The organism is Vibrio sp. 2-2(8), assembly GCF_963888495.1.
In the GTDB taxonomy this organism is placed as follows: domain Bacteria; phylum Pseudomonadota; class Gammaproteobacteria; order Enterobacterales; family Vibrionaceae; genus Vibrio; species Vibrio anguillarum.
In genome coordinates, this window is the sequence record NZ_CAWPJM010000053.1 from 74056 (window position 1) to 95048 (window position 20993).

Annotated in this window: 17 protein-coding genes; 8 read left to right on the top strand and 9 right to left on the bottom strand. The window is 43.7% G+C overall.

The window, feature by feature from the left end:
- Positions 1–84 precede the first annotated feature (84 nt).
- The 4 genes from secF to AACV12_RS15880 form a co-directional block, all read right to left on the bottom strand.
- Positions 85–987 (bottom strand): protein translocase subunit SecF, encoded by a 903-nt coding sequence (secF, locus tag AACV12_RS15865; RefSeq protein WP_017045371.1) that lies wholly within the window; start codon positions 985–987, stop codon positions 85–87.
- A 2-nt stretch (positions 988–989) separates the two neighbouring features.
- A complete protein-coding gene (secD, locus tag AACV12_RS15870) occupies positions 990–2828 on the bottom strand; it encodes a protein translocase subunit SecD (RefSeq protein WP_170900831.1) in 1839 nt (612 codons plus the stop codon).
- Between the two features lie 97 nt (positions 2829–2925).
- A complete protein-coding gene (locus tag AACV12_RS15875; protein ID WP_170900833.1) occupies positions 2926–3429 on the bottom strand; it encodes a hypothetical protein in 504 nt (167 codons plus the stop codon).
- Between the two features lie 92 nt (positions 3430–3521).
- Positions 3522–4199, bottom strand: coding sequence for an SH3 domain-containing protein (locus AACV12_RS15880; RefSeq protein ID WP_249371369.1), 678 nt, complete (start codon positions 4197–4199; stop codon positions 3522–3524).
- Positions 4200–5030: 831 nt separating this feature from the next.
- Here AACV12_RS15880 and AACV12_RS15885 point away from each other — a divergent pair.
- Entirely contained in the window at positions 5031–6194 is a 1164-nt protein-coding gene (locus AACV12_RS15885; RefSeq protein ID WP_212754906.1) for a hypothetical protein, read from the top strand.
- 183 nt (positions 6195–6377) lie between these two features.
- On the opposite strand, the gene AACV12_RS15890 is transcribed toward AACV12_RS15885, so the two are convergent.
- Genes AACV12_RS15890 through AACV12_RS15905 form a run of 4 tightly spaced genes read right to left on the bottom strand, consistent with a single transcriptional unit; the run spans position 6378 to position 10649 of the window.
- Entirely contained in the window at positions 6378–7106 is a 729-nt protein-coding gene (locus AACV12_RS15890; RefSeq protein ID WP_170900836.1) for a hypothetical protein, read from the bottom strand.
- The gene (locus tag AACV12_RS15895; protein ID WP_170900839.1) at positions 7106–7816 is read right to left on the bottom strand and encodes a hypothetical protein; all 711 of its coding nucleotides are present in this window, start codon (positions 7814–7816) and stop codon (positions 7106–7108) included. Before AACV12_RS15895 ends, AACV12_RS15890 begins: the two co-directional genes overlap by 1 nt.
- The gene (locus AACV12_RS15900; RefSeq protein ID WP_170900841.1) at positions 7813–9804 is read right to left on the bottom strand and encodes a lipase family protein; all 1992 of its coding nucleotides are present in this window, start codon (positions 9802–9804) and stop codon (positions 7813–7815) included. The genes AACV12_RS15895 and AACV12_RS15900 overlap by 4 nt, the downstream gene beginning before the upstream one ends.
- A gap of 2 nt (positions 9805–9806) precedes the next feature.
- Complete coding sequence (locus AACV12_RS15905; protein ID WP_170900843.1) at positions 9807–10649, bottom strand: DUF4123 domain-containing protein; 843 nt, start codon at positions 10647–10649, stop codon at positions 9807–9809.
- Between the two features lie 508 nt (positions 10650–11157).
- Here AACV12_RS15905 and ylqF point away from each other — a divergent pair.
- From ylqF to AACV12_RS15935, 6 genes are all read left to right on the top strand, one after another.
- Complete coding sequence (ylqF, locus tag AACV12_RS15910; protein ID WP_013868498.1) at positions 11158–12102, top strand: ribosome biogenesis GTPase YlqF; 945 nt, start codon at positions 11158–11160, stop codon at positions 12100–12102.
- Positions 12103–12326: 224 nt separating this feature from the next.
- Entirely contained in the window at positions 12327–13472 is a 1146-nt protein-coding gene (locus AACV12_RS15915) for an efflux RND transporter periplasmic adaptor subunit (protein ID WP_170900846.1), read from the top strand.
- Positions 13462–14748, top strand: a complete 1287-nt coding sequence (locus AACV12_RS15920) for a TolC family protein (RefSeq protein ID WP_170900848.1) — start codon at positions 13462–13464, stop codon at positions 14746–14748. Before AACV12_RS15915 ends, AACV12_RS15920 begins: the two co-directional genes overlap by 11 nt.
- Positions 14745–15962 carry an ABC transporter permease gene (locus AACV12_RS15925; RefSeq protein ID WP_170900850.1) on the top strand — a complete coding sequence of 406 codons (1218 nt, stop codon included), beginning with the start codon at positions 14745–14747 and terminating at the stop codon, positions 15960–15962. The genes AACV12_RS15920 and AACV12_RS15925 overlap by 4 nt, the downstream gene beginning before the upstream one ends.
- 2 nt (positions 15963–15964) lie before the next feature.
- Complete coding sequence (locus AACV12_RS15930) at positions 15965–17248, top strand: ABC transporter permease (protein WP_170899493.1); 1284 nt, start codon at positions 15965–15967, stop codon at positions 17246–17248.
- Positions 17241–17960 (top strand): ABC transporter ATP-binding protein, encoded by a 720-nt coding sequence (locus AACV12_RS15935; protein ID WP_017045357.1) that lies wholly within the window; start codon positions 17241–17243, stop codon positions 17958–17960. The genes AACV12_RS15930 and AACV12_RS15935 overlap by 8 nt, the downstream gene beginning before the upstream one ends.
- Positions 17961–18075: 115 nt before the next feature.
- Here AACV12_RS15935 and AACV12_RS15940 read toward each other — a convergent pair whose 3' ends face one another.
- Positions 18076–19062 carry a CobW family GTP-binding protein gene (locus AACV12_RS15940; RefSeq protein WP_170900852.1) on the bottom strand — a complete coding sequence of 329 codons (987 nt, stop codon included), beginning with the start codon at positions 19060–19062 and terminating at the stop codon, positions 18076–18078.
- A gap of 493 nt (positions 19063–19555) precedes the next feature.
- Here AACV12_RS15940 and clcA point away from each other — a divergent pair, with 493 nt between their 5' ends.
- Positions 19556–20953, top strand: coding sequence for a H(+)/Cl(-) exchange transporter ClcA (clcA, locus tag AACV12_RS15945; protein WP_013868492.1), 1398 nt, complete (start codon positions 19556–19558; stop codon positions 20951–20953).
- Positions 20954–20993: the final 40 nt, after the last annotated feature.

Consider the following 20993-nt stretch of genomic DNA (forward strand, 5'->3'; position numbering starts at 1 on the left):
TAATTTATAGTCAACTCCCAATAAAAATCCGCCTGTGCATAAGGCGGATTTTTTACTTCACTTTAAATGACATGCGCAGAAATACTAAGGCGCGGAATCCACCACTACAGGCAAGTAATGTTTAGGTTCAAGTTTCAACCACTCTGGTAACACAGTCCCGATTGAGATTGAAGACCAAGTTCCAGAAATAATACCGATGAACATTGCAATAGCAAACCCTTCAAGCGGCTCCCCGCCCATTAACCACAATGCGGAAACGGTGAGTAATGTCGTACCCGAAGTCACCATAGTGCGTGAGAACGTCGCAATCACGGCTTGGTCGGTAATCTCTTTGGTTGGCGTACTTTGCTTGGCCACGAGCAATTCACGAATACGGTCGGCAATGATAATGGAGTCGTTCAATGAATAACCTAATACCGCCAGTACCGCCGCAAACACGGTTAGGTTGAACTCCATCTGTGTCAGAGCAAAGAAACCGAGCACTAAAATAACGTCATGTAGCAAGGCCAACAACGAGCCGCTAGCTAAACGCCATTCAAAGCGGAAACACAAGTAACCTAAGATACACAGTAAGCAGATCATCAACGCTAAACTACCTTGCTCCACCAGATCTTGCCCCACTTGCGAGCCGACCATACTGTTGCTCACCACCGTCACATGTTCAGAGACGTCGCTGAGCAAAGTGGGAATGTTAGGCGTCTCTTGATCGCTTTCAGGAAGCGCGTAGCGGATAACCCAACGTCCTTCTTCACCTGCTTTGGTGAGCATCGTTGAATCTCCTAATGTAGGTTTCAACGCTTGCAGTAACTCTTTGTTGGTGAGGGTTTTATCGACCGTGACTTCGGTGACCATCCCACCGGTAAAATCCAAACCCATGTTAAGGCCTTTCACACCAAACGCCACTAACGAGATCAGCATCAATGTCACAGAAAGTACGCTCGTGATGTAACGAATTGGACGAATATGGTTTTTCAAATAATCAATCATGTTTATACCCTTACATCACGACGAGCATCTCGTCCCCAAATGAGATTGATAACCGCACGCGAAGCAAACACACCGCTGAACATACTGGTCATAATGCCGAGCCCTAAGGTCAGGGCAAAGCCTTGGATTGGACCATTACCGATCGAATACAGAATCACGGCGGTGATCATAGTGGTGACGTTGGCGTCAAGAATGGTGCTAAAGGCGCTGCTAAACCCAGAATCAATCGCTTGGGCGAAATTACGTCCTTCTGCAATTTTGTCTTTGATGCGTTCAAAAATTAGCACGTTGGTATCGACGGCCATGCCAACCGTCAAAACTAGACCAGCAATCCCCGGCAAGGTCAGCACAGCACCCGGCAATAAGGCAATCAGACCAATGAGACACACCATGTTAAACAGCAACGCCGCATTCGCCACCCAACCTAAACGGCGATACCAAAGCGCCATAAAAGTCAGCGTTAATGCCATACCTAAGGCTAATGCGGCAAAACCATTTTGAATATTTTCTGCGCCCAATGAAGCGCCGATGGTACGCTCCTCTACGATAGTCACAGGCGCGGTTAATGAACCTGCACGCAGCAATAAAGCCAGCTGCTGTGCTTCTTCCATCGAACCTGCACCAGTGATTCTAAATTGGCTACCCAGCTGCGATTGAATGGTCGCAACACTGATCACTTTTTCGCTACGCTCTGTTTCGCCACGAGCATTGGTGGTGTATTCACGGTACACGGTCGCCATCGGCTTACCGATATGCTTGGATGAAAAATCACTCATGATTTTGCCACCCGCGTGGTCAAGCGAGATGTTGACCTCAGACATTCCCACTTGGTCAATACCTGCGCGCGCATTAACAATGTGATCGCCGGTTAATACAGGGCGTTTAGTAAGTACAACATTGCGGCCATTTTCATCTTTTAGCACAATGTCTTGCGACGTAAACGCTTCGCTGGGTGATTTCGCCTCATAAAAAGCAAGGCTCGCCGTCGCACCAATCACGTTTTTCGCTTGTGATGGGTCTTGCACGCCCGGTAATTCGATACGAATGCTGTGTTCACCTTGGCGCTGAACCATAGCTTCAGTGATGCCTAGCTCTTCAATGCGATCACGCATAATCTTGAGGTTCTGTTGCAGCGTCGTTGATTGGAAATCGACTCGATTCTGTTTTGAAGGCTTGATCAGCAGTTGATCAGAAGAGCGTTGAATATCCCACCCTGAGTAAGTCTCTTTAAGAAATGCATTGATTTTATTGAGATCTTCCGCTGAATTGCTTATTACTTTGAAGCCATCAATGCCTTCAGAGCTAACTTTCACGCTGCGAAGACGCTCGTCACGAAGCTTATCTTTCACGGTATCGATCATGCTGTCACGCTGCTCTTGGAACGCTTTATCCACGTCAACGTTCAGCAAAAATTGCACACCACCACGCAGATCCAACCCTAGTTTAATCGGGTTAAAACCTAAATTTGTCAACCATGTTGGTGCAACCGAAACGTAAGAGAACGTAATACTGTCTTCTTTTTCAATCATGCCATCGAGTAATTCTCTGGCGTGTGTTTGCTGGACTTCATCAGCAAAGACTAAGGTCGTTTTCCCACCTTGCTGCTGTATGTTTTGTACCGCAATATCGTTTTTTTCGAGTAGATGAGTTAATTCCACGACTGAATTAAGCGTCTCATTTTTAGCGGAGACTTGCAGTTGAATCGACGGCTGTTCGCCGTACCAGGTGGGTATAGCGCTCAAGGCAAGCACAACCAAAGTGGCGGCCAATACGATATACTTCCACGCAGAATAGTGATTAATAAGACGTGCTGACGCCTTTTTATTTTGTGTTTTTTTCATACCAATCCTCTCAGCAAAGCTGAGTTGTTATTACTTTAAATAAACAAGTTAAATGAACAAGCGAGTGACTTTGTCACTTGATATAAAGTAAGAGGGATCAGTACTGGCTATTTAACGCCACATACATGGCATTCGTTTCTTTCCAACCAGAAATTCTGTGGTTAGAACTATAGGGGCGAGCTTGCCATGCCGCCAACTCAGCGACAGGAAAAAGATAAAGCCTAAAGGGAGCGACGGTGACGTCGTAATTGGGTGTGTTATCGACAAAAGTGGGGCCATCGTATTCAACGACTCGGGAAGTTACCCCCCAACGAGACGCGGTGACGATTGCAGCAGAAGTGTCTGAGTGAAGCGATTTTGATACGGGTGGAGCCGTTTGTTTATCTTGTTGAGCAGAGATAGGTTGTTGAATAGCAATAGCTTGAGGCAATATTTGCTGATGAACAATCGCCGTGAGCGAGGTTTTTTCACCATGTTGTAGGATAACTTTACGTTCAGCGTGGCTGTGCGTTTCACTCTCAATTAAATAGCCGAACGCTTGCGAAGGCAGAACAACCGCAAAAAGCGTAAACCAGACATATTTAATAAAGTGCCAATGCATGAAAAAATCATTCCTCTCAACTCAAGCAGGCATCATATTCCTGACAACCATAAGCCTCAAGTAAAAAGATCTAAATGCTCTTATCACTTTAGCTAATGAGAAGCGTAAAATATTTCTTTGCTTTGTATATCAAAGTAAATTTTGTTGGCTAACTTACGGCCACCACAATACACAAAATAAACCTCACGTTCTTGATATTTGAGCGACTTTACCCAGCCACCAAGCTCTTCAAAATCTTCTGGTACGCAGGTTTCATTTTTCAGCAACTCATCGGTTTTCTGCACAAAAGCCGTTTCATAGAGTTTAAAATCATCCGAATTCGTAATGTACTGCGTGACCGTTTTACGGCGCTCCTCTGCCGTGATCAGCGGGGCTTGCTCCACTAAACCATCCAAAGGTATCCACTCCGCGACTTCCGGCCCGTTTTCCTCATAGACAAAATAATCGGTAATGCGGCCAAAACCTGCTTTGCGCTCCAAGATTTTAACCTTATCACCACGGTATAGAACTCGCTCAACAAACGCTTGTGCATCGGGCTTTTCTCTCACCCCGAGCCTTGCTAAATCGACATATAAATCATTAACGAGCAGTTTTGGTGGCAAGGCCGTTTTAGGAGCCGTCTCAGTGGTTGGCACTTGTTCTTCATCGTTCGAACTCGACGAATCGGCCTGCAGTGCTTCTTGCTCAGGAAGATAATAAAGAAAGTAATAGCCAGCCCCCGAGCCCGCCAGCCCAAGCAGCAATAATAGAAACATCAGCATTTTTTTCATCTTGCTGCTCATTCCTTTCTTGTTGTGCGCAACCTTGTTCGGCGCGGCACGCTTTAATTGTTCGTTAATTATAGTTGAAATCTCCGAATGTCATTTTTACTCACTATTCGAACCCATAGCGATACTAACGACAGCCTAATCCTGAACTTGATGCTATGCGTCAATCTTCTGCAAAATCAGCCTATAAATGGAATAAAGGACTCAAATTTATCTTCAACAGCAACCTAGCCACTCGATCAAATCCTATATTCATTTCACAGTTCTACATCTATAAGTCCGGACATCTTGTTAAGTATCCTATTCAAAGTTAACTAGGTTTACATTTTCCGACTTACCCTATACTGGTAATAAGTTGAAATACATTTAATAAAATTATTTCATCTCACTGCGATAAATTCTATTTAATTTTTTAAAGAACGCTACTTTCAATTACAAAACCAATTTCACTTCATACCGATGATCTTCTAACTCAAGGTTATTAGGAAACAACTTTCATTGTTACCATTAAGATTAAAAGTATATTAATGTTCCCAACCATGCCTGAATAGATAGAAAAAGACAATTTTCTCAATCGGCGATCAAGTTAAGTAAAGTTCGACGCTGATAACAAACTTGGGAAATTAAATCACAATCATCCTATACAGATGGTGAATAAAATTGAAAATTTCCACTCGACTTCAATTCATTTAAAGTATCAATTACTTACCCACCAAAACTACTAACAGAACTAACAATAATTCAATTAAATTCACGTGCAGTTCATCGACTGATGGTTGATTATTATTTAAAGTAAAAAATCGACACACCAACATCATCTAATAGGATATATTCATGGGTAATATACAACAAGCCACACATATAGCTAACGACAACGTACCGCATCATAGTGAACAGGAAAAACAATCCTGTGTAAAAATATCTAAAGTTAAACAACATCCAACATTGCCTGATGAGCCAACGAAAAAAATACATAAATTAATCGCTGTATTTGGAGAAAGAGTAACTTCTAAGGCTAAATTCAAACCCAAGAATACCGATGTGCATGAAGAACCAAAATATGCTCCACCTGCTCCACCTGCTCCACCTGCTCCACCTGCTCCACCGACGATTATGGATACCAAACCTAAAATGGCAACACCGATGGATAGGGACGCGTTGTTTAAAAGCATTAAAAATGGAATACAACTTCGCACTGTAGTTCGCACTGTAGATAGACAGCCTATTTATAATACAACGCAAGAAACGCAAGATATGGTCTACCAAGACGATCTTCTGAATAGCTTCATAAATAAGGAACAATGCAAAAAAATCGCAGAACAAATGGCAATAATTATCTATGACGGAATGAGTGTCGATTGGGAAAAAATTGTGACGGAAAAACTAGGTCATTATGAAACTAAAGAAAAACTTGCACATGCTTTGCCACAAATGAGCAAAGAAATTCAAGATTATTGGTCAATATTCAGCTGTGTACCAGATTTAATTAACGAGCCACACACACGCTCAGATCAAACTACGTCGACAAAAAATATCCCATCTGTCGTTAAAAGAGCGTTTAGCCGGTTCAACTCCGCACCGTCAACTCGTACGTTCCGCGTAACCGATCATAAGAACCAAGTAACGTTGAGTAATAAAGATGCTATGCGCTCAAAAGCCAATCGTTTAGCGAATAATACATTAAATGATATTTTAGAAACCAAGCCAAATAAAAAACTTGATTACATTGGTGACCACTATAAACAAGCTGCTTTAAATGTTTTTGAATCAATGCCATTTATACAAGGTGATGAAGGCGAACTACGCTTCGAGAAACAAAATGGAAAAATAAATATGGATCGACTTCGTCGTGACTTTATGGCAAACATAAAAAGTAAAGAAAGTATGAAAAATGATATAATTGTTTTTTTGAATACCCAATTAACAGAAAAATTTAAGTCCTATACTACTCTAGGATTACTAGAAATCGCAGGATTAAGCCCTATGACTATCGATTAAAACTCTAACTGAGTATAAAATGTTAATTTACGATCCTAATCTTACTTGGGTAAATTAAACAATAATGATAAAAGCAGGCCACATGAATATGGCCTGCTTTTATCAGCGCTTAAATTAGTTAATCAAATTATTAAAGAATTTTAATTTATCAGCAAGTTCACAGTCTACATTCATTATGCCTAATTATTGCGCTACAGCGGCTTGTTCTTGCACTAACGGCTCAGAGCGGTAATTTTCACCGGCTAAAATATCGTAATGAATCACAGTGCCATTATTGAATTTCGAGAAATCGTAGTAGACAGTGTAGGCGTTGAATTCCTCATCTTTAGTCTTTTTCTTTCCATCGACATAAAAATGACAACCAATGGCCCCTGCCCACTCTTTTCTTATACTTTTAAATATATCGCCATTGCAATCCTTTGCTTCAATCAAAGAACTAAATGGTAAAAATTTGTCGTCAGCTGAATTTGGACTATAAATTCTTAATTGAGCGAAACCAACAGTATCGAAAGCGTTATATGCCTGAACTATAATATCCCCAAGAGTAACATCACAGTTTAATGCGTCATAATATTTCTGGTAGGGCATTCTCAATTCATATCGGTTGGGATCCGCAGAAAAATCATAGGTGATATGTAAATCTACATTTGCCCCTTTTGACCATTTCACATTAGAAAAACTGAACGTACGCGCCTTACAGTTGCTTCCACTTGCTTCCCATCCAACCCAAGCATCTATTTTAGTATCGATAGGCTTTTTACCTGATATAGTAATATATGACTCATCAGGTTCATCGCCCCAAATATTCGGCTGAGAAATCTGGTAATAATCAGACCCAAGAAAAAACAATGCGATAAATAATATAACAATTGATATTCGCTTTTTCCTATTGGTATTAGCGATAAATTTCACTATTTCGGCCCTTGCTCTTTATCTAACGGTTCAGAGCGGTAATTCTCGCCGGCTAAAACATTAAATTTTATTATCGTATCATCAGAAAACTGAGAAAAATCGTAATAGAACTCATAAGGTCTAACATCTTTTAGTCTGGATTTATTACCAACAAAATACTCACAGTTAAACCATCCATCCCACATATCGTTTTTCCCTCGGTGGAATTCAGCATTACAATCTCGTGCTTCTATTATCATCGATGTAGAAATAGCCTTTTCATAAGGCAGCTCGCCCTGAGGATAAGCTCTAAATCCTGCGATTCCATCAAAGTTATTTAAGACATTTACCTGAAAATCTCTCAATTCAATATTGCAATCATTATTATCTACTACAGATTTAAAAGGTAAACGTAATTCATAACGGTTTGGATCGTCTGAAAAATTATAGGTATATTTTTTGTCAATTTTCCCTCCCTGATGAGCTTTACGGCCAAACATATCATAGGAATAGGTTTTACATTCATCACCCGTTACCCAAAATGCAGCCCATGCAACTATGTGAGCATCGGTTGGTTTTTTACCTGTGATCGTAATATAGGGTTCATCTGGTTCATTTCCCCAGATTTTATCATTATTCACGAAGAAAGTTTTAAATGAAGGATAAAGGATAAAGGATAAAACAATTACCATCATCACAATCATTATTAATATTAACTTTCTATTTTTCATATTTGTTCCTTGATAAAATCAGGTAAAGATTTATTTGCTACCAGTAACTTCTCGGTAGGCATTAATTGAGGATCGTTCATTATTGTCAATAGTTCAAATTTAATCTGACGATATGTTGCAAGCATATTTTCCGTTAGAGTTTTCTTCCTTTTTAAATAAAGATTCTTAGCTTTATTTATATCAGAATACTGCCATGTTCCGGACATTTCTGCTTGCTTGTTTTTTACATCCATCAGTTCATTTGATAAAGTTTTTTGCTGTTCATCCAGAAAGCTGATCGCTTGTAAGTAATGTTCTTTTAATGGCACATGAAGTAATAAATGTAAAAGTTTAGCTAAATTTGGAATGTACTCAACCATACCATGCTCATTCACCTGCTCTGACAGAGACACATTATTATTAATTTTGTCTAGTAGTGGAAAGGAATCATTATCTGCCGCACTAATAGCATCTAATATGGGCATATGTGTTTGACGTGGGCTTAGTAGTAATTGTTCAGAAGGTTTTTCATAAGTTAATAGCTGCGTAAGTTCGCCGTGGTGGTGGTAATTATCATCATCGCTATCTGTCGTCTCAAAGATTTTTTCAACCGTTTTTGCGCCTCGTACATGAAACATTTTTAATATAGCAACATAAAGGTTGTCTTCTGTATCCGCAGTATTGACCCACTTCCAAGGAACTTGGGGAACCAAATCATGATTATTCACATGTCGATAGTGCGTAATACTTTTATAACGTTCAGAAAAACTTCTAGTACCACTTCTAGGTGCTCCATAAGTAAATAATCGCAATATTGATGGAGAAAGCTTCTCTTTTAGAATTGCTGCAATCATCAGCGCACCCGCACCACCTAAGCTATGACCACATATATAAAATTTTTTATTATGATGATATTTATATATGTCTTCTTTTAATGATGCTATTGGGTCTCCCTCCCATAATGTCATCGCATATCGATAAAATCCTTGGTGAACATAGGCTCCCCCAAACTCGTTTATAGAAACTTGTGCGGCATCGATATTAGTTCCAACCATATCTTTGATTAAAGAGGAGTCTGTAATCTTCTGCACAGCAGGAATAGCATTGACAACCGCCCCAAAGCCATCAATATTTTTCACAATTTCCCATGTACTACCAGAATTTGAAGGTTCACCATTAGAAATATAAGGCTCTGTCCCCCTAACTCCAACAATGACAGTGTTGTGGTTAAATAAAATATATCCCTCAGCACCAACCTCCTTTTGTGCGTAGTATGTAAAATCGAGGGCTTGGCTATAGGGAACCTCTTCAACTAACCAGTTAACGGACATATCAGCGGCATGTGTTGGCTTAATTTTCTGTTTCAATGTCCGAATGACCGCTTTAATTGATCCGTCATTAGCCGACGTAACTTTATCATCTAAATTGGCCTTATCTGTCGCATAAGCCAATTTGGACAACAACGCAAAGGTATAACTATTCACCAAACTAAATTCATCGGTATCAATAATCACTGGCATATAACTGCGCAGTGCTTTGATTTCAAAAACGTAACTTTGGTTGTGGCTAAGGCTGAACCCTGCTTTTTCCGCAGAGGCATTGGTATCTATCCCTTTATGATGCTCTTGCAAAAACTCATCTTGCGGGGCTTCATCCCAAAAATCACCTATAGTGGTGCTGTGATACCGTTTCGGGTTTTTCTCAGCAGCATCACGCTCTGCCGATGCACGGGTTTTCACCGGCGACTCTTGCCCTTCTTTACGGCTGGCGTACTTTTCAACTTCACTTAACAAAGAGGCTTGGCTGACGGAAGCGCGCCATTCACCTGCGGCAATATTTGCAAATAATACTTTACCGGCGCTGGTGGTTTGCGTGTGTGTGTTGGAGGTAATTTTGTTCGTAATGGTGACGGCAAGGCCATCAATAGGTTCATCGTTTTCACTCATGAACTCCAGTTCCAACCAGTTTTTCTCGGGGTTGCACTGCACGCAATGGTTAAATGAATCCATGATTATCCCTCATGTTGTAATTGGCGACTTAAGGCATGCAGAGCGTATTTAATCTCTTCATTTTGATTGTCTTTGATCAGTTCTATCATACTAGGCAGAGCCAAGTATTCGTTGCCCATAATCGCCGCGATGGCCGCGCTCATCACACGATACGTTAAGGTTTGCTCAGCAGCAGAGAGAAACGGTGTGAGCATGGAAGCGATATCACGCCCTTGGGTTAAGTGCTGGTCCATTGCCTTGGGGAAATGCTGCCATAACCAAGATTCAAGGTTAGCTTTTAACAAAGGTAAGTTCTCTTGTTTATCAAGATGATGCGCTTTTATTACCCACCAAGAGCCTTGCTGAGCATTAAATGGCGCGTGCGAGGTGTTGTCAAACGTGACTAAGTGGCCTTGTCCACCATTATCTAATGCAGCCAATTGATTGATATTGCCCAAAAACTGGTTCACTTCTGATTGGTCCATTCGCGCTAACATAGCAATAATGACCGACCTATCGTAAAAGCGAAACATCACTTCCTCGCCCTCTAATCCGGCAATTAATAAACTGCGAAGATGCTGCAAAACTTCATCACCCACGGCATGACTTGACAGCCCAATACCCTGTTCAAGTAACGCTTCAGGGAGCGATAATACCGATTCAGAAACAGGGATTAACCATGGAGAGAGTGCCATCACCTCAGTAAACATTGCACCATAAAACAGAGGCACGGCTTCTTCAAATCCAAAGCCCCCATTTTGCTGTAAGGCCTGCTTATGAAGCTTGCGATCAACTAACCAATAGCGATGATTTTGCTGCTGTTGAAACCAAGAGAGGATCATGACGGTTTCCCCTGCGTAGAGCATAATCTTACGGCTGGCATATGGGCTTGCTCTGCGTTTAATAACGCTTGGTAAGAAATGGTTCGAAGAGCGGCTGGCATGGTTTGGTCCTTTTTCGTGAATCGCATCGCATAATGTAATGCCTCACTAAGCAAAAGCAATGCCAGTGTTAAATTATTATATTTCAATAGGTTAACTTTATCGTTTGACTACTTGAGCAATAAATTGCTCCGCTGGGCAAAAACTTGCTTAACCAAGCACGATCTGACCGAATTTTTGCTCGGTTCAGTGCTCTCTCACCGACAAGAGATGTAACTGCACGAGCGTCGTCAATCCTAAGCCATCTCATCATTGACAGAACACGTAAAGTTCACCGCACAGCTTAGATTCCAGCCTCGCCAATTAAATGTTAACATCATCACATCTAAAACTGCGGTGGTTATCAGTAAACCTTGTTGATGATTCTCATAAACATCAATAAAAACTCTCTTCCTCCACCAGCAGAATTTTTACATTAAAAGGCAGTTTTCAAATGGTTAACAACACAATTCAATGGTTTCCGGGACACATGCATAAAGCACGTAAGGAGATCGAAGAGGTCATTCCGCAAGTTGATGTGATTATCGAAGTGTTGGACGCTCGTATCCCGTTTAGCAGCGAGAATCCACTTATCTCCCATTTGCGTGGTAATAAACCGTGTGTGAAGGTACTCAATAAACGTGACCTAGCAGACCCTGAAATGACGCAATTGTGGATCGACCATTTTGAGAAAGAACAAGGGGTGAAAGCAATGGCGGTAACCACGTCTAACCCTCAAGAAGTGCATAAAATCATGGAACTTTGCCGTAAGTTGGCACCACATCGTGAAGAAGTGGGGAAAAATATTCGCACCATGATCATGGGCATCCCGAACGTAGGCAAATCAACCATCATCAATACGTTAGCTGGTCGCGCTGTGGCTCAAACAGGTAACCAACCCGCCGTTACGCGCCGCCAACAACGTATCAATTTGCAAAATGGCATTGTGCTGTCCGATACTCCGGGAATTTTATGGCCTAAAGTGGAAAACCCACACAGTGGTTTTCGCCTAGCCGCAACGGGGGCAGTAAAAGATACTGCAATGGAATATGAGGATGTAGCCTTTTATACTGTTGAGTATTTAGCGCAAGCTTATCCTGAGCGTTTGCAAGAGCGTTATCAAATCGATGAGCTACCTCAATCTGATGTGGAATGGATGGAAGAAATTGGCCGCAAACGTGGTGCTCTGCGCCCCGGTGGCCGTATTGATCTGCACAAAGCGTCGGAGATCCTGCTGCATGAATTACGCCAAGGTATTCTCGGCCAAATTACTCTTGAACGCCCTGAAATGATCACCAAAGAGTTAGTGGAAGTGGAAGAACGAGCGGCCAGAGAAGCCGAGGAAAAAGCAGCCAAAAAAGTAGAGCGTCGTAAACGTTATTTGCGTAATAAGCGCTAAATTCCTCTCGGATCCCTTCTACGCTACACCTCATTTCTACTATTACCATCAGGGCGGTCAATGATCGCCCTTTTCATCAGAACAGACAACTGCATGCTGTTTGCTATTTCTAGCTGACATTATCATGACAAATCAATACAGGTTTTTATGCGCTACTTCTATAGCATGAAGGAACCTTCTGATGACACTCAAGTCATACCACCATTGTTTATTTTCTCCTTGATATGGAATTGTTCATGAAAAAGCGTTGGGCCATCGCGGTAATTAGCGCCGCCTTAATCAGCGGGGGCTATTACCTAACTACCAATAGCAATGAATCTCTCTCGGCTTTCCCCACTCTGACGGTCGAACAGGGAAATATTGCCAAACAGGCAATCGCTGTTGGCCAAATCGTGCCAGCTCACTCGGTATCTATAAAATCGCAAATTGAGGGGATTGTCGGTGAAATTTATCATCGGGTCGGTGAACAAGTTACCTTGGGCACGCCTTTGATCAAAGTACGTCCAAATCCAACACCGCAAGCGTTAACCGACGCAACCACCGCTTTAATGCAAAGTGAGGCGAGCTTAGATTCCGCCAAACAGACACTGGCAAACTTGCTGCAGTTAGTTGAACAAAAGATTGTGCCGGAAAACTACGGTGAGCTAATCCAAGCAAAATCAGAGCTAAAATCAAAACAAGCAGAAGTGCAACAAAAAAGGCAGAACCTTGAGCTGATCCGCAGCGGTGAAGCATCGGTTGGCGATTCGAAACTCACCTCCACACTCGTCGCCCCCATTGATGGCACCATTTTAAACCTAAAAGTGGAAGTAGGAGAGCCGATCATTTCCACTGCCTCAAGCCAAGCGGCGACTGAAATGATGTCGATTGCCGATATGAATGACATGATTTTCAAAGGCAGTGTCAGTGAACATGATGCGGCACAACTCGCCGCAGGGATGGCCGTCAACTTAACGTTAGCACCGTATCCAGAAGCAGAAATCAGCGGCGTATTAAGCAAAGTTGCGGTTCAATCTGATAAGTTGAATAACCCTAGTGATACTAAAACGACTAGCTTTGATAATGGATTTGAAGTGGAGATTAACCAGATTCGCTTTCCTGACAATATGGTGATTCGCTCGGGCTTTTCTGCTACCGCACAGATCACATTAAAGAGCGTGGAAAACGTCATCACCATTCCAGAACGCGCATTACGATTTAGCGGTGAAAAACCTGAAGTCTTGATCCCAGATCAGTCAGAACAAGGTTACCAAGTGCGTGCCGTAACCTTAGGTTTGTCCGATGGCATTAATGTGGAAGTGATTGCGGGTTTATCAGCGGACGATGTGATCATCGACAACAGTTTATTCGGAGGCAAAGATGACCACTAAGCGCCCTTTTCAACGTAATGCGCTAGCAGCCGCACTAATGACGTTCTGTGGCGCGGTGACTTTTTCAGCTCACGCCATCACTATTGAACAAGCTTGGCAAGCCGCCAAAGCTTTTGACCCTACTTATTCACAAGCACAGATCCAATCTCAAATCAGTGAAACAGAGGTCCGAAGTACCAAAAGTGCACTTTTACCTTCTTTTGAAGTCAACGCTGATACTTCATGGGATGATGATGGCAACAACACTAAAGGCTATGGTGCCACATTAAGCCAAACCATTTGGGATAGCGCTAATTGGGCACAGCTCGACCAATCTCAAGCAAGTTATGTGGCATCACAATTAAAAGTGAAGACTGCACATAATGAGCTGGCTGCAACATTACTGTATGCCTATCTCGATCTCGCCAGCGCACAAGGCGATCTACAACTTGCTGAGCAAAAGTTCGTAGAAGGTGCAAAACTGCTGAAGATTACCGAGCAGCGCTACAAAGCAGGAAAAATTCGATCAACGGCATTGGAAGACATGCGTGCTAACCACGTCGATGAGCAAGCCGATATACTCAGTGCGCAAGCCGCTCTAGAAGAGAAAAAGTCAGCCCTTATCGCGCTCATCAATCAAGACCCACAGCACATTGACCAAATTAAAACGACCGACCTCATTGAACCGCCAATGCAAGTCAGCAGCGAAACTGAATGGTTAAAGCTTGCGCAGAATAACAGCCCTGACTTATTGGCTGCCCAGCAGGAAGTCGCCGCTTCTGAATTTGGCCGAGATGCAGCCAAAGCCAAATATTATCCCACCTTATCTGGCAGTGTTTCTTACCAAGACAATGATCAGGGTCGAGATGGGGATCTCAGTGCAGGTTTAAGCTTAAAAATTCCGTTGGATTTGAATGGTTCCACGCGCGCCACGGTCGATCAGGCTGCGCTGCAAGTCTTAAGCGCCAAGCAAGTAATGCGCAAGGTAGATATCGAGATTAAACGCAAAATTCAAAGTGGCTTTAGCCAAATCCATCTGGATTGGCGACAAGTGGAGATGGCTCAGTTACAAGTCCGCTCAAGAGAGCAAGCTTTAAAAAGTAAACAAACCGTTTATGAGTCAGGAATGACTGAAGCTTCTGATTTGATTGACGCCCATAACGCTCTGTTTAACAGTAAAAACAGTCTACAACGGCGATTGTACCAATATTGGAAGCAGCGGATTGGCCTGCTGCAAGCTGCTGGGCAGTTAGATGATGACGTGATCGCTTCGCTCTCTCAGGCTCTGCACTCATGATCTCAAGCCTACAACAAGTCGTGCAAACGCTGCTTGCCCATCGGCTACGCAGCGCCCTCGCGGTCATTGCTATCGTTTGGGGTATTGTGTCGGTTTTAGTGCTCGTTGCCTTAGGTGAAGGATTTTATCGCGTCAATACACAATCTTTCGCGCTGTTAATGAGCGATACACAAATGGCTTTCCCCAGTCAAACCACCAAACCTTGGCAAGGCCTTGCGGCAAGACGAGCGATTACCCTTTCAGAGCCGGAAATGCGCGCTTTGGCACAGCACCCAAACATCAGCGCATTATCAGTTATCTACGGAAAATGGGATGCTAAAGTGACTAATGTAAAAGGCCGAATGCTTCCCGGTTACGTCAGCGGGATCGACTCTCAATTTTTAGCATTGCGCAACTTGCAACTGACCGCGGGGTCACGCGGCATTCACGCCAGCGATCAGAAAAACCATTCCCGAATTGCGGTGGTTGGTTGGCAGTTGGCACAAGTTGGTCAGCTATCTATTGGTGATACGATCAAAGTCAATACCATTCCCTTCTCGGTTGTCGGTATTACTCAGCAGCAAGAAGGGGGCATTTCTATAAACAATGAAAACAGCCAAGTGATGATCCCAAGCAGTGCTTTTACTGATCTTTGGCAAAGTGAGCCTGAATTTTTCCTTGTGCAGCCCGCCGCAGGGATACCAGCATCGGTATTGCGCATGAACATCCTCTCTTTCTTCGCCAAACAGAAACATTTTGATCCGAGCGATACTGAGGCCATAAACCTACCTGACTTCAGCAGCGGCGCTCAATTTTTCAATGCCTTGTTTCGAGGTATACAACTATTTTTAGGGGCAAGTGGAGCGATGACGCTTGCGGTCGGCGCTTTGGGCGTCGCCAATATCATGTTTCTTTCTGTCACGGAAAGAACGCGGGAAATTGGTGTGCGTTTAGCCATTGGCGCAACACCGAAGATCATTTTGCGCCAGTTTATTTTAGAAGGTGGGCTGCTAGTGGCATTAGGTGCAGTGTTCGGAATGCTCCTCTCCTATCTGGTGGTGCTATTACTGAATTACATCGGCTTACCTGATTGGCTCGGCGAACCAGTCATCACTGTGCCAGCTCTAGGCTGGTCACTGCTCGTCACCACGTTGTTTGCACTGCTGGCTGCTTATTTCCCAGCAAAGCGTGCCGCCAATCTCACCCCCGTCATCGCCTTAAGTGCGAGGGCTTAATAATGATGTTACCTATCAGGCAAATTTATCAAGAGATGGCGGCCGAAAAACTGCGCTTACTGCTCACTATTTTAGCGGTGGCTTGGGGTACACTTTGCATCGCCACCATGCTCGCAACAGGCGAAGGATTACGCCAAGGGCTGACACGCTCATCACAAAGTGGCAATGGCAATTTACTCTATGTGACCGGGGGTTATGCCAGCCAGACCGCCGGACGCTTTTTTGAAGGGAAAGCCCTCTCTTTGCAAGCGGATGATGTTGAGCTTGTTCGCGCACTGCCCTTTATCCAACGCGCTGAAGTCAGCGCACAATGGGATAAACGCGTCAGCAATCAAGACAATGGCACCTGGCAGCGCCCACTAGCGGTTAACCCAGAATATCAGTCCTTAACTGGTATTGAGATAGCCAAAGGAGGACGATGGATCAACCCGCTCGATAATCAACAGCAGCGTAAAGTGGTTGTACTCGGTTATAACGCCGCAGTGCAATTGTTCAATTCTGAGGATGGTTGGAGTTGGCTGGAACCCCAGACGCTGAGCATAAACCCTGTAGGTCAATTGATAAAAATAGGTGATGAAAACTTTACCGTTATCGGCGTGATAGCGCAGACAAGTGCAGAGGTAGAACAAGGAACCCCTATTGACTACGCGGTATTTGTGCCTTTTCGCACTTGGCAACGTTTTAACCCCAACGCAGCGATTGCAGCGATCAATGTGCAGCTCAATGCCGCGGTTGATCGCGAAAAAGCCGCGCAAGTGATTAAGCAAGTGATCGCCAGAAAGTACGGTGCCAGTGCTTCAGACACGCAGCTCTTGCAAGTCGAAGACATGCTATTGAGGCAAAAAAGCATGCGCCGTTTCTTATTCGGTCTACAAGGCTTTTTGGGCATTATTGGGCTTATTACCCTCGGCGTAGCAGGCATTGGTATTGCCAATGTCATGTACGCCACGGTAAAACGATCCACGCGAGACATCGGTGTACGAATGGCCGTCGGAGCTACGCCAACCACTATCAAACTCCATTATTTAGTGCAAGCCTTGCTCACGATGTCACTTGGCGGTTTAGCTGGCTTAGGATCCACTTACGGGCTGATCACCTTATTAAGATACGCTCCCTTAGAAGGCAATATGCTGTTTGAGCAATTAGGGAAACCCTTACCCGAACTGTCGTTTTCGATTGTCTTTCTTGTGATCGCGGCGCTGGCGATTGTCGGTGTGATTGCCGCGTGGTTTCCCGCCAATCGCGCGGCTAGCATTACGCCATTAGAGGCATTACAAAGTGAATAAACAAAACTTACCAAACCTTGTTCAATTGACCAATATCAGCAAGCACTATCGCAGTGGTGAAGAGTTGGTCAAAGCATTAGACGGCGTTTCGCTATCGATTCAAAAAGGCGAATTTCTCTCTATTCTAGGGCCATCAGGCTCGGGTAAATCAACCTTAATGAATATCCTCGGTTGCCTAGATGTTCCTACATCGGGTGAATATCAGTTGGACGATAAGGCGGTCGCCTCGCTCAGCAGCCATCAATTGGCTCATATTCGTAATCAAAAAATTGGCTTTGTTTTTCAAAGTTTCAACCTGCTCGAATACGCTAATGCTCTCGATAACGTTGCCCTACCCTTGGTCTATCGCGGAGTAAAATTAAAAGAGCGCCGAGCACGTGCAGCAACACTATTAGAAAAAGTGGGGCTTGGCGATCGCATGCAGCATAAACCCAACCAGCTCTCGGGGGGGCAAAAACAGCGGGTGGCGATTGCGCGCGCGTTGGTCAATGATCCGCAAATTATCTTAGCCGACGAACCGACAGGTGCGTTAGATTCAAAATCAGGCGCTGAAATTGAAGCCCTGTTCAATGAGCTTCATCAAGAAGGACGAACGCTTATTGTCGTCACTCACGACCTAGCGTTAGCGAAGCGAACTCACAGAATAGTGAATATCAAAGATGGGCAGATTTTATCTGATGAACGCGTTGATCACGCAACAAGGCAGCCATAGATAGCTCAACGCATTGTAAGAAGTTATAAAGTGAACGAGAAAGACGAAGCCGTTCCAGTTCGCCTTTCTTAGTTCATTTTTTTTTGTTCTTTCTTTGTTGGTTTTTCTTTGGATCCTATTGAGAGATACCCGCCAATTTCAGCAATACCGCTTCGAGTTGATCCCATGGCATGAGCTGTGAGTCAATCACTTCTAAGCGTGATTCAAACCCTTCTAAGCTCATCTCATTCACTGAAACGACTCCTTGGTTGATATTGAAGGCGTAACATCCTTTATCGGTATTGACGACCGCCTTAACACGCTCAGCGGTCAGGGCACTCAGCATAGAAAAAAGCTCATCAAAATCAAAATGGTATTCAGCGCCGATTAACCAACCACAACTGAAATAACCTTGGCCCCGATTTTCTTTGCGCACAAACGCTTTACCCGGCTGTAACGCAAACTGTGGTTCTAACGAAGCATGATGATGGTGATGCGCTTCAATATGAGTAGAAGCTGCGCCGTGAAGACGTTCAATATCTAATAATTCTAAAGGCAACTCACCTTGTTTGACTAACTTGCTAAAAATCTTCGCGGGTGATTGATCAGTCACCCAGTCATTAAACGCATCCACATCAGCACTAGTGCATTGATCCACTTTATTGCCAATCACCACATCACTACTGGCCAATTGGTCATTAAAATTTTGGTTGGATGTGTATTTTTCATTACGCAAGTTGCGCGGATCCACTAAAGTGATCGTGGCTTTTAAATCGACATACGGTGCATATTGATCAGAAGTTAAAGTTGCCACCACTTGCTTAGGGTGCCCAAGCCCTGTTGGCTCAATTAATAGACGATCGGGCTTTTGCCTAAGTAAGGCGTTAATTCCAACAGACATAGGAACACCCGCGGTACAGCACATACAGCCGCCCGGTACTTCTTTGATCAGCGCGCCTTGGTCAGACATCATCGCCCCATCAATACCAATTTCTCCAAACTCATTGACCAATACCGCCCACTTTTCATCAGCAGGTTTATTCTTCAATAAATTCAAAATGGCCGTCGTTTTTCCTACACCAAGAAAACCGGTAATAATGTTAGTTGGTACTTTTTTTGTCATGTCAGCACTCCTTTTGCGGCAGTATATACCGAAATAAGAAGCCAGTGCATGGTTTGCCAGTTAGACAGGCAACAATGAGCCGAGGTACATAAACGAAAAAAGGCGCACTACGGTGAGCGCGCCTTTCCCCTCGTAACTCAATCGTGAGTTCGCGAATCGGGAGGACTATAGATGCAACCCGATCATAAACGAGGACATAGAATTGAAATATTGCTGATTCCATCCAAATTGTAGGTAAGGCTTGAATTCCTCCCTGTACGATATCTGAATCTGCCTTACGTTTTAACTATGGTTCATTTGGCTGGCTTAGCAAGGTTCAATCTCTGTTTTTTTAACTCATTTTAAACTCAGATCTCGTTTTTAGTAGAGAATCTCTCCATCTTCCAGATATGAAAATCAACATTGCAGCTTTGACGCTATAGTTAATCACTTTGGCGCGTATAATTCTGTAACAAAATATGTTCACATTTTACCAATCGAGGCCCTTTTTTACATGACCAAAAGAGAGAGATTGAAACAGTCACTGCTTGCAAAAGTTCCAAAAGATACGATTAACCAATTTCTCTCTAAGGACAAAACACCACTCTCAATCCTTTTTCTTTCGCTCATTGTCGGTATTCTTGCTGGGATTGTTGGTACTTACTTTGAAGCCGCTGTGCACTTGGTTTCGGAAACACGCACCGAGTGGTTAAAAAGTGAGATTGGTAATATCTTACCCTTGTGGTTGGCCGCTTTTCTTATCAGTGCAGCGTTGGCGTTTATCGGTTATTTCCTTGTGCACCGGTTTGCGCCCGAAGCCGCCGGTTCTGGCATTCCTGAAATTGAAGGCGCGATGGATGGTATGCGCCCCGTTCGTTGGTGGCGAGTACTGCCAGTGAAGTTTTTTGGCGGTATGGGTGCCTTAGGTTCTGGTATGGTTTTGGGACGTGAAGGGCCCACGGTTCAAATGGGGGGAGCCATTGGCCGAATGGTGTCGGATATTTTCCGCATCAAAAATGACGATACCCGCCACTCACTCTTAGCATCTGGCGCAGCTGGAGGCCTAGCTGCCGCATTTAATGCGCCGCTGGCGGGCATCATGTTTGTGATAGAGGAGATGCGCCCGCAGTTTCGCTATACCCTCATTTCAGTACGTGCTGTTATTGTCTCTGCGGTAGCGGCAAATATCGTCTTTCGTGTGATTAATGGCCAACATGCTGTGATCCAGATGCCGCAATATCAAGCACCAGAGCTGGCTTCACTGTGGCTGTTTCTGCTGCTTGGGGGACTGTTTGGTATTTTCGGTGTGCTATTCAACCGTTTAATCACACTATCACAAGATATTTTTGCCAGAATTCATCGCAATGATCGTAAGCGATATTTACTCACGGGTTCATTATTGGGAGGCTGTTTTGGCTTAACTTTATTGTATATTCCTGAATTGACTGGGGGTGGCATCTCACTGATCCCTAATATCACCAATGGTGACTACGGTGCCGCTATCTTGCTGCTTTTGTTCATTGGTCGTATTTTTACCACCTTGATCTGCTTTGGTTCTGGTGCTCCGGGCGGGATTTTTGCGCCAATGCTGGCATTAGGCACGCTGTTTGGCTACGCCTTTGGCCTGATTGCGCAAGAACTGTTACCACAATTAGCGATTGACCCAGGAATGTTCGCCATTGCAGGCATGGGTGCACTGTTTGCCGCAACGGTTCGCGCACCCATTACAGGTATTTTATTAGTTATTGAAATGACCAATAATTATTATTTAATTTTACCGCTGATTATTACTAGCCTTGGCGCGGTTATTTTCGCTCAATTACTTGGCGGCCAACCCATTTATAGTCAGTTGCTCCATCGCACCTTGAAAAACGCCAAGCTGCAACAACAAGATCTTCCACCAAAAGAGTAATCGTGAGACTCATGAATATTGACTCCGCTGCGAATTGTTA